Genomic DNA, 14,819 nt, shown 5'->3' with positions numbered 1-14,819 from the left:
GCTCTTCCTGGAGTTGCCCTATCTGGCGCCGCTCGGCGTCGAGCCGAAGCGGCGGCGGAAGCAGCGGTTGAAATAGGAGACGTCGGAAAAACCGCTCAGCAGCGCGATCTCGCTGATGCGCATGCGGTCGTTGCGCCTGTCGCCAAGCATGCGGTGGGCCCTCTGCAGGCGCAATTCGAGAATGCGCTCGGCGAAGCTCGCCCCGGTCTCCTGCAGGAGGTCGTGGACATAGCGCACGGAAAGCCGCAACTGCTGGGCGACCTGCTGGGCCGAAATGGCGGGATCGGCGAAATTGTCGCGGATCTTGTCCAGTATGGCCTGCAGCCTCGCCGCGCGCAGGCCGCGCATGCCGGCGAGTTCGGCGGGATCGCCCTTGGCGCCGGTCACCAGGCCGATCAGGTCGACGATGGTTTCGGTGGCATGGGTAACAAGGTTGGGCGAGACCAGGGCCGGGCCCGCCTCCAGGAAGCTGCAATACCGCCTGAGCATGCCGAGCGCCTCATTGTCGGCCGCGACAGTCAGTGCCAGCCGGTCCTCGACACGGGCAAAGGCATTCTCCAGGATCTCGCGCGGGACGACGATGTTGGCCCACACATTGCTGTCGCCGCCGCTCATTTCCAGCGCTTCGGAGGCAGAGACCAGCGCGGCCTCGTTTTTGCCGACGCTGTAGTCGCGGCCGGCCTGGATGCCGCTCAGCCTTGTGTCGCCGTTGTTTATCAGGAGGAGATAGCCGTCGCGGCCGTCATCGGCGATGTTGCGGGCCTTGCGGCTGGCATGCTGGATCGTTCCGGCCATCTGCCCCAGCACCAACGGCCCGACCGCCGTCGCCTCGATGGCCGCGGCGAACGGCCGGTTGGCCGAGATGGCATATTCGACCGACCAGATCTCGGCGACATGGATATCCTGCCAGAGCGCGAACCGTGCTTGATCATCGAGATGCGACGGCAGATCGATCGACGAGAAGACGTTCTTTTTCAAAAGTAACCGGCCCTTCCCGCACCTTCCAGGAAATGCACCGTATGAAACTTGCTTGCGTCTTGTCCAGAGTTGGCGATATTTGTGCCTTGCACGACAATTTCATTGCCGTCCCGGTCAAGAATTCAGTCGATATTCGTCGAGCCGGCGTTCGAAAATTCAAAACAATCGAAAATATACAGGAGCGCGAGAATCATCTCCGCCGCGCGACCTGCGTACACTCGCGGTGGCCGAGCCCGTATCAAGGACACGCATAACGGCCCTAAGCCCGCCGCACCGGTCGGCGCGCCACTGGGTGGCCAGCCCTTGGCCGAGCCTCAAACAAAAAAGCCCGCCAGGAGGGGGATCCAGCGGGCCTTTGGAAAGCTGATATGAGCTTTCAGATGTCTGACGGGGGATCAGACGCAGTGACAACCTTTAATGAGCACAGAGGTTCCAACAAAACCAAAAGAATGCCGACAGAGGTTGGACCCCGGCGATTCAAACGCGGAAGCGATTTATTTTCACGGGACCGCTCCGAGTTGGAACCTTCCACTGCTGACCGGGTTTTGTGGCGCGGTCAGGAAGGAATGGAATTGGACAGTTTTCAGAGGCTCGAAGCACTCGTCGATAGCGCCGGCGGCGACAGCATCGAAGAAGCGACCGCTTTGCTGCGCCGCTTCAAGGGCAGGTCGCAAGAGATGACAGCGGCGGTGGACGAGTTCATGCTGGACCTCAAGACATTGGTCTTCGTCATTGAAAGCGGCAAGGAAGGGTTCGAAAAATCGATCCGCAAGCTGGCTCGCGCCAGGCTTTCGAAGATCAAGCTCTTGGTCGGCGTTCCGGCGTAACGGGCTGGTGGCCAGGTCCACAAGCCTGCCGAGCGCCGATACGTGGTTTTCCGCGTAGCCCACCCCGCTTCAGTTCCTTCGCTGGTCGCAAAGGTAGGGAGATGACTTTGTTGCCATTGGCGACATCGCTTTATTGCTTATCCCTGGGAACAAAGCTCTCGGGCGCAGATTAAGTCCTCGGCACATCAGTGCATCAACAAGGACCTTCCCCATGAAAACTCGCCTTCTTATGGCCTCACTGGCCACAGCCACAACTATGGCTTTCGCGCTGCCAGCCTTTGCTGCCGACAGCGCGCAAGACTTTGTCGACAAGGCAGCGAACGGTGCAATGTTCGAAGTGGATTCGAGCAAGATCGCCGAAACCAGATCGCAGGATCAGAGCGTCAAGGATTTTGCGCATAAGATGATCGGCGATCACGGCGCGGCCAATGCCAAGCTGGAGACGATCGCCGGCGAGCAGAAGCTGACGGTTCCCAAGGAACTGGACGCCAAGCACAAGAGTGATGTCGACACCCTGCAGAACGGCAAGGATCCGATCGACGGCCCCTACGTCCAGATGCAGCGCGACGCGCACACCGATGCCGTGAAGCTGTTCGAGAGCTACGCCAAGGACGGCGACAACGCCGAGCTGAAGACGTTCGCCGGGCAGACTCTGCCGACACTCAAGATGCACCAGGAGATGATCGAAAAGATCGCGGCGACCCAGGGCACCCAGTCGTCAACTTCGCAGACGCCCAAGGTCACGGTGGGCGACAAGCCTGAGCAGACCCCTCCGCTTTCCGGCGCGAACAGCTTCACCGAAGATCAGGCAAAGGGCCGGATCCAGGATGCCGGTTTCTCGGATGTTTCGAAGCTGACCAAGGACGACCAGGGCATCTGGCGTGGACAGGCGAGCAAGGACGGCAAGAACACCGCCATCGCGCTGGACTACAAGGGCAACGTCGTTGCCGGCACCAACTGAATCCGAAATCCAGGAGATCAAGAACATGAAAACCGTAACCGGACTATTCGACAATTATGACGACGCTTCCGATGCCGTTGGCGAACTGGAAGCCACGGGCATTCCGCATTCCGACATCAGCATCGTCGCCAAGAACGCGGACAACCGGCACGAAAATGACGGCTCCAAGGCCGCGGATGATGCCGCGGGCGGTGCTGGACTGGGAGCTGCGATCGGCGGAGCCGGCGGGCTGCTGGCTGGACTTGGCCTCATGGCCATTCCGGGCGTCGGCCCGGTGGTGGCGGCTGGATGGTTGGCGGCCACCGCGGTCGGCGCAGTGGGAGGTGCCGTGGTTGGTGGCGCCGCGGGTGGCATCGTCGGCGCGCTGACCGACTCCGGCGTGCCTGAAGCCGATGCACACGTTTACGCGGAGGGCGTGCGCCGTGGGGGCACATTGGTCACGGCCAAGGTTGATGACCAGTTGGTGCCCGAGGCTGAAAGGATTCTCGGGCAGGCCAAGTCCGTGAACCTGGAAGAGCGGCGCGGTGAATACCAGGCCGACGGTTGGACCGGCTTTGACGCCGATGCGGAGAATTACCGCTCGAACGAAATCGGACGCGACGGAGCTCGTGACGTGAACCGCGTCTGACTTCGACCAATTCCAGGAAAAGTGTGAAACGGTTCTTTCGGGAAAAGCGCGTAGCGCTTTCCCCGGGGAATTGCGTCAAAACAAAGAGTTAAGGCGGTTCGCCGTTTCCGTGAACCGGTGAACTGCTCCAGAAGCTTCGCTGCCGGATCGTCATTTCGGCGGCGAAGCTCAACCAAGCCTACCCCTTCAGCAGCGCCGCCAGCCTTGGAATGCCCTCGGTCACCGCACGGCGGTCGGCGAGCGTGAAGGACAGCCGCAGCGTGTTGCGTCCGGTGCCGTCGGCATAAAAGGCATTGCCGGGCACGAAGGCGACGCGGGCCTCCTTGACCGACCGCGCCAGCAGTTCGGTTGCATCGCCCCCCTCCGGCAGCGTCACCCAGACGAACATGCCGCCTTCCGGACGACTCCAGGTCACGCCCTTGGGCATATTGGCTTCCAGTGCGCCCAGCAGGCCGTCGCGGCGCTCGCGATAGGCGCCGATGAGTTTTTCAACCTGGCCGTCGAACACGGCCTCGGCGACGCGGTGCATGACGAACTGGTTGATCGACGGGCTGTGCAGGTCGGAGGCCTGCTTCATCAGCACCAGCTTCTCGACCACATGGCGCGGCGCGCACACCCAGCCGACGCGCATGCCAGGCGACAGGATTTTCGAGAACGAACCGCAATAGAGCGTGCGCGCCTTGTCGATGCCGCCGGACCGCGCGCAGTCAAGGGCCAGGATCGGCGGCACGCCCTCGCCGTCATAGCGCAGCGCGCGATAGGCGGCGTCCTCGATGATGGCGATGTCGAGTTCGCCGGCAAGGTCGAGCACCGCCTCGCGCTGCTGCCGGTCCAGCGTGTTGCCGGTCGGGTTGGCGAAATCGGGAACCAGATAGGCGAATTTGACCTTGCCGCCATTTGCCGCCGCCGCCGCGCGATAGGCATCCGGCGTCATGTTGCCGCCTTCGGGCCGCAGCCGGTCATAGCGCGGCTCATAGGCGTTGAAGGCCTGCAGCGCGCCGAGATAGGTCGGCCATGTCACCAGCGCGGTATCGCCCGGCGACAGGAACAGCTTGCCGAGATAGTCCAGCGCCTGCTGCGAGCCGGAGGTGATGAAGATGTTGGCCTCGTCGCAGGCGACGCCCAGCTTGCCCATCTGCCCGGCGATCCAGCGCCGCAGCGGCAGATAGCCTTCCGAGACCTGGTATTGCAGCGCAGCGCCCGCCTCCGCGCCCCCCAGCACCTCGGCATAGGCATCGCGGATGGCGTCGGCCGGAAACAGCGACGGATCGGGAATGCCACCGGCGAACGAGATGATATCAGGCTGGTCGAGCAGCTTCAGCAGTTCGCGGATTTCGGAGGCTTTCATGCGCGACGAGCGAGAAGCCAAGAGGTTCATAAGGGTCAAGTCACGCCTCCCCAGACGTTTCCGATATAGGTCAACTTGGCTGACCTATATCCGCTTTGTCAGGCGATTTGAATAGTGCCTGACAACCTTGCGGTATACGCCAGTCACCGCACGGGCGGAAACGGAATTGCCCTAAAGGCTCTTCTTGTAGCCAATATGGCTGCCTGTGAAGCCGAGGCCCTCATAGAAGCGGTGCGCGTCCGCCCGCCCCTTGTCGGTGGTCAGTTGCACAAGGCTGCAGCCCCGCGCGCGGCATTGATCGATCGCCCATTCGAACATCAGCCGGCCGACGCCACCCGAGCGGCGATGGCCTGCGACACGCACCGCCTCGATCTGCCCGCGCCAGGCGCCCTTGCGCGACAGCCCGGCAAGGAAGGTGATCTGCAGCGTGCCGATCACCTCCGCGCCATCCACGGCCACCGCCAGCAACTGGTTCGGATCGGCGTCGATGGCGTTGAAGGCGTCGAGATAGCCTTGCGCCAGCGGCAACGAGGCATCCTCACGGGCAGCGCCCAGCGGATCGTCGGCCAGCATGGCGACGATGGCGGGAAGATCGGAGGCTTGCGCCTTGTGGAAGGTAATCATGCGCCGGGATAGCGCGAGGCGATGGTTGGCGGCAAGGCGCTAGTTACGCCCACCCTCATACACCCTCTGCGCCTGCGTCAGCGCCCGGTCCAGCCTCTCGCCCTCGGCATAACCAGCCAGATTCTTTGGCCGCTCGATACCAGGCAGGATCCTCGGGCACGGCTCGTCCGCACCGATCACCATCCGCACCGGGATGACGCCCGCCCAGACGGGATGGCCGTAATCCTCCTCGTCATCGCCGACACCCTTGGCGCGCACTTTCGCCGACGCTTCCTCGATGCGCATGCCGATCACCGTCGTCGCCTTGGCCTCCTGCGCCGAGATCGGTCGCAAGGTTTCGCTGCGGCCGGGGTAGAAGCGGTCGACGACGCCGGCCAGCGCCTTCATCTTCTCCTCCGGCTCGTCGACGATCCGTGCCGTGCCGAAGCACATCGCCGAGCGGTAGTTGGCGGAATGGTTGAAGCCGGTGCGCGCCAGCACCAGCCCGTCGAGATGCGACACGGTGAGACAGGCCGGCGTGCCACCGCGCAACTGGCGCAGCATGCGGCTGGCGGAAGAGCCGTGCCAGTAGAGCATGTCGCCCTCGCGCCAGTGAATGGTCGGCGTGCAATAGGGCTGGCCGTCGAACGTATAGGCGACGTGGCAGAGCAGCCCCGCATCCAGCACCGCGAAAACGGCCGCATGGTCGTAGCTGCCGCGCTCGTGCAGGCGCTTGACCCGGTTGCGGCTGGTGGTCGGAAAGCTGGCGGCGACATCGTTCACGGCTTGCATCCTCACTTCTTGTCTGCCAACCATGCGCCATGACATTGGTCGATAAAAGAACCAATCAAGGCAATAAAATTCAGACCAATCCGCCGGATTGGTCGGCGCTGATCCCGGTTCTGCCCGGCGACGGCCCGCGCAGCCGCGAGCTTTACGCGGCGCTCAGGCGGCTGATCGAGACCGGCGCGCTGGCCGCCGGCGCCAAGCTGCCGACCACCCGCGACCTCGCCCGGCGCTTCGGCCTGTCGCGCTCGGCGGCGGTCGCCTGTTTCGAAATGCTGATCTCGGAAGGTTTCGCCGTCGCCAAGGTCGGCGCCGGCACTTTCGTCGCGCGCGATGTACCGTATCTGCCGACAACACTGTCAAAGCCCCGTCCGCCCGAGATCGATGCCGCCACGTCGTTGCCTTGCGGCCTTGGCGTCGCGGTGTCCAACCCGCGCACGCTCAACCTGTTCCGCATCCTGCTGTCGCGCCACCTCGCCCGCCCCGCCCCCGAACATTTCCGCTATGGCGATCCGCGTGGCGGCATCGCGCTGCGCACCGCGATATCAACCTATCTGAGGACCGCGCGCGGCGTGCGCTGCGACGCCGGCCAGATCGTGCTGACCTCGGGCACGCAACAGGGGCTCGACCTCCTGGCGCGCGCGGCACTTCGCCCCGGGGACGCCGTCTGGCTGGAAAATCCCTGCTATCCCATGGCGCACGCCGTGCTGGCCGGCAGCGGCGCCAGGATTGTCGCCGTGCCGGTGGACAGCGAAGGGCTCGATCCCGGGATCGGCGAAAGCCTCTGTCCAAAGGCGCGCGCGGCCTATGTCACGCCCTCGCACCAATATCCGCTCGGCGTGACGATGACGATGCAGCGCCGCCTTGCCCTGCTCGACTGGGCGCGGCGCAACGATGCCTGGATCATCGAGGACGATTACGACAGCGAGTTCCGCTATGCCGGCCCGCCGCTGACCTCGCTGCAAGGCATGGATGGCGCGAACCGCGTCGCCTATCTCGGCACCTTCTCCAAAGTGCTCTTCCCCGGCCTGCGCATCGGCTATGTCGTGGTGCCGGAGCCGCTGCTCGATGCCGTGATGGCGGTCAGGGCGCGCTCCGACCGCTACCCTTCGACACTGGCCGAAGGCGCGCTGACCGACCTGTTGAACGAAGGCCACTTCGCCGCGCATCTCAGGCGCGTGCGCCGCCGGGTGCAAGCCGCGCGCGACGTGCTGGTCGCGGGGCTAGAGTCGCATTGCGGCGATACGCTCGAGGTGTCCGTGCCCGAACAGGGACTGCATCTGATGGCGACGCTGCAGGGCTCAGGCCCGGACACCGCGATCGTCGAAGCCGCAAAAGCGGTGGGCGTCGGCGCGCGGGCGCTGTCCGCGATGTTCATCGACGGGGCGCCGAAGCACGGGCTGGTGCTGGGGTTTTCCGGGTTTTCGGATGAGGAGTTGATGGGAGCGACGATGCGGCTGGGCGGGGTGATGCGGTAGCATCCCCTCCCATCGTCATCAACTCTGAGGAAGGCGCGGGTACCGCCCTTAATCCCCGTCGTCCGCGGGCTTGGCCTTGCCACACTGCGCCAGCACCTTGCCGATAGCCCCGCTCGAGCCCTTCAGGGGAAAGCTGATCGCGCCATATTTGGCTGAGCTGACCGAGACATCACCCTTCGAACGCAACAGGTCGAGCAGCGGATCGGCCTTGGCCAGATTGACCACGAAATAATTGTACATTTCCTCGAGCTGCAGCGTCTTGGTCACCGTCTTGCCGTCGGCCTTGAAGTCGAACGCGCCGCTGATTCCGGGCTCCGTCTGCTGGCCGCTGGCGCCCAGATCGTAGCTCAGCACCGGCGTGTCGAAACAGGTCAGCATCAGATACGCATCGCCCTTCGGTCCGCCGCAGACCGAGGCTGTCAGCACCTTGCCGCCCTCGTCTTCCTCCATCTTCGCGCTCCAGCCGCTGCACGACGCGGCAACGGCCGGCTGCGCGGCCTGCAAGACCGCCACGGCACCGGCGACGACGAGATATCCAGCTTTCATGATTTCCCCCTGACAATTGCAGCACCCGCGGGCAGCATATAGGAAAAGCGATCCCGTGGCATTGCCCGTTGCGGCACGTACGTTCGGGATCGGTTTGGAGAGACATTGTGCTGAGAGTTCGTCTGTGTCTTCTGCTTGCCGCCCTGGTGGCCTTGCCGCCCACCGCCCATGCCGAGTGGAAGCCGGTCGAGAAGGTCGAGACCTACGCCATTTCGGGCCAGTCCGGGCTGGAGCTTTACCGGTCGATCGGCGAGAACGGACCGAATGTCGGCATTACCCGCGCCATCGCCTACACCAACTTCAAGCTGACCTGGGGGATCCGGGACTACAAGCCCAGGGGCAAGGATTGCGTGCTGACGGCGGGCAAGCCGAAACTGATCATCACCTACACCTTGCCAAGTCCCTCCGCGCCACTGCCGCCTTCCGTCCAGAAGAACTGGGAGGTGTTCATCGCCGGCGTCAGCGCCCATGAGAAGGTGCATGGCGCCAGCATGATAAAAATGGTGCATGACATCGAAGCCGCGACAGACGGCCTGACCGTCGCCGATGACCCCAAATGCAGCAAGACCAGGGCCGAGGTGGTCAAGCGGCTCGACGCGATCTCGAAGGCGAGGATACAGGGTAGCCGGGATTTCGACCGTGTCGAGTTCGGTCAGGGCGGCAATCTGCAGAAGCTTGTATTAGCCTTGGTGAGCGGCCCTTGAAACGAACCGCAGCGCCTTGACGACGCGGCGGCGGATTTCTGACCTGCCCTCTGCCCTAGCGGCTGAGATCAAGCGCGGCTGACAAATCGCCCATCGGCGGCTGGTCGTTGTTGCGCAGCGCCTTGTCGCGGGCGACTATGCCTGAAAGCACCGGCAGGTCGTAGCGCGCGGTGATGAAGCGCAGGATCGACGTCGTGTCATATTGCGTGTGGTCGACCGTGCCCATCTTCGCGTAGGGCGAGATGATGAAGGCCGGGACGCGGTTGCCCGGTCCCCAGCGGTCGGCCTTGGGCGGCGCGACATGATCCCAGAAGCCGCCATTCTCGTCATAGGTGACGACCACCAGCATGTGGCTCCATTGCGGGCTCTTCTCCAGATGCGCGACGAGGTCGGCCAGATGCTGGTCGCCCGATGTCACATCGGCATAACCGCTGTGCTCGTTGAGATTGCCTTGCGGCTTGTAGAAGCTGACAGAAGGCAGCTTGCCGTCATCGATCGCCTTGATGAATTCGGAGCCGTCCAGACCGCCATCCCTGAGATGCGCGGTGCGCGCGGCGGTGCCCGGCGCATAGGCGGCGAAATAGTTGAACGGCTGGTGGTGGAACTGGAAGTTCGGCACCGGCGTCGCGTTCTTGCCGTCGAGCGTTGCCTGCCAGGCGCCGGCATACCAGGCCCAGTCGATCCCCCGCAGCGAAAGGAGGTCGCCGATGGTGATGTCGTGCTGCGGCGGCAGCGTCGTCGGCTGCGCCGGATCGGCCAGCGCCTTGTCGCCACCTTCGACGGGCTTGTTGGCACTCGGCTGGTAAGGCGGCTGCATGGTGTTGACGGCATAGAAGTCGGGCGTGATGGCACCGTCATTGACGAATTTCGGCACGCCGCCAAGGGCGGAGGGCGGCGAGTTGTCGGCCACCTTCAGCGTCTTGCCATCGGCCTCGACGACGGCGATCTGTCCCTTCACCGGGCTGGTATCGGCATTGGGATAGACCGGAGCGCAGGCGCAGGCGAGCTGGAAATGGTTGAGGAAGGAGCCGCCAAAGGCGCCCTGGAAGAAATTGTCGGCCAGCACGTATTTCTTCGCCACCGCCCACATCGGCAGGCCGGAACCGTCATAATGGCCCATGACGAGACCGCCGGAATCGGCCCAGGCGGCGAACTTGTCATTCTTGCCGCCGTCGATCTGCATCTGCTCCTGGTAGAAGCGGTGCCAGAGGTCGCGCGTGACGACGGAGGCCTTCTCGTTGAAGCCGTTGGCGTCGTCGATGGCGAAGCTGGCGTTGCTGAGATGCGCCGACTGCGCCTCGGTCACAACAGGCGTCACGCCCTTGGCGGTCAGCCCGCCCCAGGCCGGCGGCAATTCGGCGAGCGGCTTGCCGTCGCGGTCGAGCTGGCGCGCCTGGTCGGCCGAGACATTGGCCAGCCCATTGGCGCCGGGGAAGCCGCCATAGAGATTATCGAAGCTGCGGTTCTCGGCATAGATGACGACGACCGTGTCGATCTTGTCGTAGCCGGGAGGCGCGGCGTTGGCAGCACTAGCAAACGATGCCAGGGCGGTGGAGGCCAGGAAAAGCGAATTGAAGGGCCGCATCAAGGAGTCCTCATGGCTAGGGGGGATGGCTAGAGGCGTCGTGCATGGCCGGTGGCCGCGCACGCAAAGAGCTACGTCGATGCCTTGTCACCTTTGTGACACTTGCCTCGCCCGCGAACACGGTTTCGTGAAGAGCGGGAGCAGTCATCAATCCGTTGCAGTGCGAACCTACTGCGGAATGAAATGGACCTGGAAGCGATGACGACGGGACGAGGCAGACGCCTGATGATCGCGGCCGCTGCCGCATCGTTGTTCGGCTTTGCCATCACTTTGCCGGCAACCCTTGTTCGCGCCGGAACCGGCAGCATCCATCCCGGCCCGCTGTCGCGCGCCGATGCTTTCGCGCGGGCGCGGGCGCTGACCGCGCTTGGCCGAAAAATGTTCTTCGATCCGGCGCTGTCCGCCTCGGGCAGGCAGGCCTGTTCCTCCTGCCATGACCCGCATCACGCCTTCGGCCCGGCCACGGCCGCGCCGGTCGAGATGGGCGGTCCGAACCTCGACCAACCAGGCGTGCGCGCCGTGCCGTCGCTGCGCTATCTGCAGGCGGCGCCCGCCTTCACCGAGCATTTCTACGATTCCGAGGACGAGGGGGACGAGAGCGTCGACAATGGCCCGACCGGCGGCCTGACCTGGGACGGCCGGGCCGACCATGGCAAGGACCAGGCGAAAATCCCCCTGCTCTCGCCCTTCGAGATGGCCAACAAGGACGGGGCCGCCGTCACATCAGCCTTGCGCAAGGCCGCCTATGCCGGCGAGTTCAAGGCCGCCTTCGGCGACGACGTGTTCGACCACCCGGGCGATGCCTTCGACGCCGCCGCCGAAGCGCTCGGCACGTTCGAGCAGAGCGCGCCTGACTTCTATCCCTATTCCAGCCGCTACGACGCCTTCCTCGCCGGCAAGGCGCAACTGACAGCGCGGGAACTACATGGCCGCGCGCTGTTCGAGGACGAGGCCAAGGGCAATTGCGCCAGCTGTCACCTCAGCGAACCCGCCAATGACGGCGAGCCGCCGCAATTCACCGATTTCGGCCTGATCGCCATCGCCGTGCCACGCAATGCGGCGATTCCCGCCAATGCCGATGCGGCCTATGTCGATCTCGGCCTGTGCGGCCCGCTGCGCACCGACTTCAAGGGCCGGACCGAATACTGCGGCCTGTTCAAGACGCCGACCCTGCGCAACGTCGCGCTGCGCAAGAGCTTCTTCCACAACGGCGCCTTCCACACGCTGCGCGACGCGGTCGCCTTCTACGCCAGCCGCGACACCGATCCCGGCCATTGGTACCCCAGAAACGCCGATGGTACGGTCCGGCAATATGATGATCTGCCAAAGGCTTACTGGCCGAACTTGAATCAGGATCCGCCCTTCAACGGCAAAAAGCCCGGCGACAAGCCGGCGCTCAACGACGCCGAGATCGACGACATCGTCGCTTTTCTCGGCACGCTCACCGACGCCGATCAGCAGGCTGGGACAGTGCCAGCGAATTGAACCCTTGCTAGCTCCGCCAGGCCGCCAGATCGGCCAGGATCCGTGCCTTCAGCGCGGGGTCGGCGTAGCTCGCCTGCACCGATGTCGCGGCGAGCTGGCGAATGGTTTCCTCGTCCCAGGCAAAGGCCTCGGCGCAAGCGGCGTAGGATGCTTCAAGCGTGGTATCGAGCAGCGCCGGATCGTCGGTGTTGATCGAGACCGGGACACCGGCCTTGCGCAGGGCGTCGAGCGGATGTTGCGCAAGCGAGGGATAAACGCCGAGCGCCAGATTGGAGACCGGACAGATGCCGAGCGGAATCTGCCTTTGCGCCAGCAAGTCGACAAGGTCCGGTTCCTCGATCGCCCGCACGCCGTGGTCGATGCGGTCGGCACCCAGCAGTTCGATTGCGTCGCGAACACCTTCCGGCCCGCTCGACTCGCCGGCGTGAACCGTCCGCCGCAAACCCGCCGCGCCGGCACGGCGAAACGCCTCGGCGAAGCGTGGACCGGTGCGACCGGCGGCCGCCTCGTTTCCGTCGATCGACAAGGCGACGACGCGGCTGTGCCTGATGTCGCCCAGCAATTCCACCAGCTCGATCGCTTCCGCCGCCGACTGCGTGCGAAGCAGGCTGACGCAAAGCCCGGCCGGCGGGTGCCCATCCTGTTCGGCGGCCGCGAAGCCCGCATCGAACGCGTCGATCATCCCTGGAACGTCTTTGTGCCAATGCGGCCAATGCGTCGGGTTGACGATGACGTCAGCGTAGCGCACGCCGCTTCGGCCCATGCGCTGCGCGAACTTGTAGGCCGTGGTGGCGAGTTGTTCGCGTGTGCGGAATGTCCCGCACAACCAATCGAGCATCTCGAGGAAGCTCTTGAGGTCATGGGCTTCGAAGAGCCTGTCGCGCGGCGCGCGCAGCGGAATGCCGGCTTCCTCGCAGTTCCTGACCACATCGTCGGCCTCGAAGCAGCCCTCGATATGGATGTGCACTTCGGCTTTCGGCAGTCCGATGAAGTCGGTCAATGACGCCTCCCCTCTTGGCCGGCGCCATCAAACCATGAAACGATCGCTGCTGGTTTCAAGAAATGATTGAAAGTACTGCGCATGGGCCGCGAGATTGGCGGCGCCTGGCTCCAGGCCGGCGCCTCACAGCGCCCTGATGACACCGCCATCCACCCGGATGTTCTGGCCGGTGATATAGCCCGCACCCTCCGAAGCCAGGAACGCAATCGTCGCGGCGATCTCCTCCGATGTGCCATAGCGCTGCATCGGCACGTTGTCTCGGCGCTCCTCGGTGGCCGGCAGGCTGTCGATCCAGCCGGGCAGCACATTGTTCATCCGTACATTGTCGGCGGCGTAGGTGTTGGCGAAGATCTTGGTGTAGGCGGCAAGACCGGCGCGGAACACGGCCGAGGTCGGGAACATCGCGTTCGGCTCGGCGACCCAGGCGGTCGAGATGTTGATGATGGCGCCACCCTTCTGCTTGACCATTTGCGGCGCCACGATGCGCACCGGCCTGATCACGTTGAGCAGATAGACATCCATGCCGGTGTGCCATTGCTCGTCCGTGATCTCCAGGATCGGCGCGCGCGGGCCGTGGCCGCCGCTGTTGACCAGCACGTCGATGCGGCCAAAACGCTCCAGCGTCAGGTCGGCGAGGCGCTGCAGATCCTCATTCGACTGGTTCGAGCCGGTGACGCCAAGACCGCCCAATTCCTTGGCCAGCGCCTCGCCCTTGCCCGACGAGGACAGGATGGCGACCTTGAACCCATCCGCCGCCAGCCGCTTGGCCGCCGCCGCCCCCATGCCGCTGCCGCCGGCCACGACCACGGCCACTTTTTCTACACTCATTGGATTTTCCTCTTCGGGTTGGCAGGAGCCGCAAACGGTATTTCCGGGATCCGAGCGCCGATATAGCTGGTTTTTCCGCTCGGTTCGAACCAGAATGGCTGAAATCAACCAGTAGAAAAACTCCTGCATGCCAGAAGCCTTCCTGAGCCTGCCGCCACTGAATGCGCTGCGCGCCTTCGAGGCCTCGGCGCGCCATCTCAACTTCCGCATCGCCGCCGAGGAGCTGAACGTCACGCAAGGGGCGGTGGCCCAGCACATTCGCGGGCTGGAGGCCGATCTCGGCACGAAACTGTTCGAACGGCTGCCGCGCGGCCTGGCGCTGACCGATGAGGGCCGCGCCTATGTGCCCAACATCCGCCGCGCCTTCGACCTGATCTCGGAGGCAACCCTGCTGCTGCGCCCCGAACCGGCGCGGCTGACGATCAGCGTGACCCCGAGCTTCGCCACCAAATGGCTGATCCCCAGGCTGCAGGACTTCATGGCGGACAATCCGCTGGTCGACCTGCGCGTGCTGGCCAGCGAGAGCCTGTCGAGCTTCCAGGCCGACGGCGTCGACATCGCGGTGCGGCAAGGCCGCGCTCCCTTCGGCCCCGGCCTGATCGTCGACCTGTTGTTCCCCCAGCAGATCATCGCGGTCTGCGGTCCGGCCCTGCTGCCGGCCGGCACAACTGAAATGGCGGCGACCGAAATCCAGCATCACGTCCTGCTGCACGACGCGCACAATCTGTGGCCGGAGTTCATGGAAAAGGCGGTCGGCCTGAAGATGACGACCGAGTTGAAACGCATGCGCTTCAACCAGACAGGGCTGGCCATCGACGCGGCCATCGCCGGCCAGGGCATAGCGCTGGCCAGCCGCTTCCTCGTCGCCGCTGACCTCGCCGCCGGCCGTCTGGTCCAGCCGGTGCGTGGCGAAATGCGCGGCACGCAGGATTTTTATGTCGTCATGCCGAGAAAGCAGCGCCATCCCGAACCGACGCAGGCCGTGCGGCAATGGCTGCTGGATGCGGGGGAACGGGCGTTGTCTTGACGATGACGCCGCACCCGTTGGAGACGTCAAGCCGC

General features: G+C 64.4%; 15 protein-coding genes. 7 read left to right on the top strand and 8 right to left on the bottom strand.

Going from position 1 to position 14,819, the window contains the following annotated elements; translation table 11 throughout:
- Positions 1–18: 18 nt before the first annotated feature.
- A complete protein-coding gene (locus tag EB231_RS15730; RefSeq protein WP_172349613.1) occupies positions 19–978 on the bottom strand; it encodes an AraC family transcriptional regulator in 960 nt (319 codons plus the stop codon).
- Positions 979–1,346: 368 nt separating this feature from the next.
- On the opposite strand from EB231_RS15730, the gene EB231_RS35150 reads away from it, so the two are divergent.
- The 3 genes from EB231_RS35150 (at position 1,347) to EB231_RS15715 (ending at position 3,394) form a co-directional block, all read left to right on the top strand.
- Entirely contained in the window at positions 1,347–1,805 is a 459-nt protein-coding gene (locus EB231_RS35150; RefSeq protein WP_246740969.1) for a hypothetical protein, read from the top strand.
- Between the two features lie 211 nt (positions 1,806–2,016).
- Positions 2,017–2,766 (top strand): DUF4142 domain-containing protein, encoded by a 750-nt coding sequence (locus tag EB231_RS15720; protein WP_172349612.1) that lies wholly within the window; start codon positions 2,017–2,019, stop codon positions 2,764–2,766.
- Positions 2,767–2,791: 25 nt separating this feature from the next.
- Positions 2,792–3,394 carry a general stress protein gene (locus tag EB231_RS15715; protein ID WP_172349611.1) on the top strand — a complete coding sequence of 201 codons (603 nt, stop codon included), beginning with the start codon at positions 2,792–2,794 and terminating at the stop codon, positions 3,392–3,394.
- A gap of 178 nt (positions 3,395–3,572) precedes the next feature.
- Here EB231_RS15715 and EB231_RS15710 read toward each other — a convergent pair whose 3' ends face one another.
- From EB231_RS15710 to EB231_RS15700, 3 genes are all read right to left on the bottom strand, one after another.
- Positions 3,573–4,772 carry an aminotransferase-like domain-containing protein gene (locus EB231_RS15710; RefSeq protein ID WP_172352929.1) on the bottom strand — a complete coding sequence of 400 codons (1,200 nt, stop codon included), beginning with the start codon at positions 4,770–4,772 and terminating at the stop codon, positions 3,573–3,575.
- Positions 4,773–4,913: 141 nt separating this feature from the next.
- A complete protein-coding gene (locus EB231_RS15705; RefSeq protein WP_172349610.1) occupies positions 4,914–5,366 on the bottom strand; it encodes a GNAT family N-acetyltransferase in 453 nt (150 codons plus the stop codon).
- 39 nt (positions 5,367–5,405) lie between these two features.
- On the bottom strand, positions 5,406–6,161 hold the full coding sequence (locus tag EB231_RS15700) for a pyridoxamine 5'-phosphate oxidase family protein (RefSeq protein ID WP_172349609.1): 756 nt from the start codon (positions 6,159–6,161) through the stop codon (positions 5,406–5,408).
- 5 nt (positions 6,162–6,166) lie between these two features.
- Here EB231_RS15700 and pdxR point away from each other — a divergent pair, with 5 nt between their 5' ends.
- The gene (gene pdxR / locus EB231_RS15695; RefSeq protein ID WP_172349608.1) at positions 6,167–7,609 is read left to right on the top strand and encodes a MocR-like pyridoxine biosynthesis transcription factor PdxR; all 1,443 of its coding nucleotides are present in this window, start codon (positions 6,167–6,169) and stop codon (positions 7,607–7,609) included.
- Positions 7,610–7,657: 48 nt separating this feature from the next.
- Here pdxR and EB231_RS15690 read toward each other — a convergent pair whose 3' ends face one another.
- A complete protein-coding gene (locus EB231_RS15690) occupies positions 7,658–8,155 on the bottom strand; it encodes a hypothetical protein (protein ID WP_246740968.1) in 498 nt (165 codons plus the stop codon).
- Between the two features lie 107 nt (positions 8,156–8,262).
- Between EB231_RS15690 and EB231_RS15685 the strand changes: the two genes are divergently transcribed.
- Entirely contained in the window at positions 8,263–8,859 is a 597-nt protein-coding gene (locus EB231_RS15685; RefSeq protein WP_172349607.1) for a DUF922 domain-containing Zn-dependent protease, read from the top strand.
- A 55-nt stretch (positions 8,860–8,914) separates the two neighbouring features.
- On the opposite strand, the gene EB231_RS15680 is transcribed toward EB231_RS15685, so the two are convergent.
- Positions 8,915–10,444, bottom strand: coding sequence for an acid phosphatase (locus tag EB231_RS15680; RefSeq protein WP_172349606.1), 1,530 nt, complete (start codon positions 10,442–10,444; stop codon positions 8,915–8,917).
- Between the two features lie 198 nt (positions 10,445–10,642).
- On the opposite strand from EB231_RS15680, the gene EB231_RS15675 reads away from it, so the two are divergent.
- The gene (locus EB231_RS15675) at positions 10,643–11,929 is read left to right on the top strand and encodes a cytochrome-c peroxidase (RefSeq protein ID WP_172349605.1); all 1,287 of its coding nucleotides are present in this window, start codon (positions 10,643–10,645) and stop codon (positions 11,927–11,929) included.
- A gap of 7 nt (positions 11,930–11,936) precedes the next feature.
- Here the strand turns inward: EB231_RS15675 and add are convergent, their stop codons facing one another.
- Positions 11,937–12,929: an adenosine deaminase gene (add, locus tag EB231_RS15670; RefSeq protein ID WP_172349604.1), complete on the bottom strand. Its 993-nt coding sequence runs from the start codon at positions 12,927–12,929 to the stop codon at positions 11,937–11,939.
- A 123-nt stretch (positions 12,930–13,052) separates the two neighbouring features.
- Positions 13,053–13,757: an SDR family oxidoreductase gene (locus EB231_RS15665; RefSeq protein WP_172349603.1), complete on the bottom strand. Its 705-nt coding sequence runs from the start codon at positions 13,755–13,757 to the stop codon at positions 13,053–13,055.
- A 127-nt stretch (positions 13,758–13,884) separates the two neighbouring features.
- Between EB231_RS15665 and gcvA the strand changes: the two genes are divergently transcribed.
- Positions 13,885–14,784 carry a transcriptional regulator GcvA gene (gene gcvA, locus EB231_RS15660; RefSeq protein WP_172349602.1) on the top strand — a complete coding sequence of 300 codons (900 nt, stop codon included), beginning with the start codon at positions 13,885–13,887 and terminating at the stop codon, positions 14,782–14,784.
- Positions 14,785–14,819 lie beyond the last annotated feature (35 nt).

Origin of the sequence: Mesorhizobium sp. NZP2298, assembly GCF_013170825.1 — a bacterium.
Classification (GTDB): Bacteria; Pseudomonadota; Alphaproteobacteria; order Rhizobiales; family Rhizobiaceae; genus Mesorhizobium.
The sequence above is the reverse complement of the archived record's forward strand: the minus strand, read 5'-3'. Positions and strand labels throughout refer to the sequence as shown.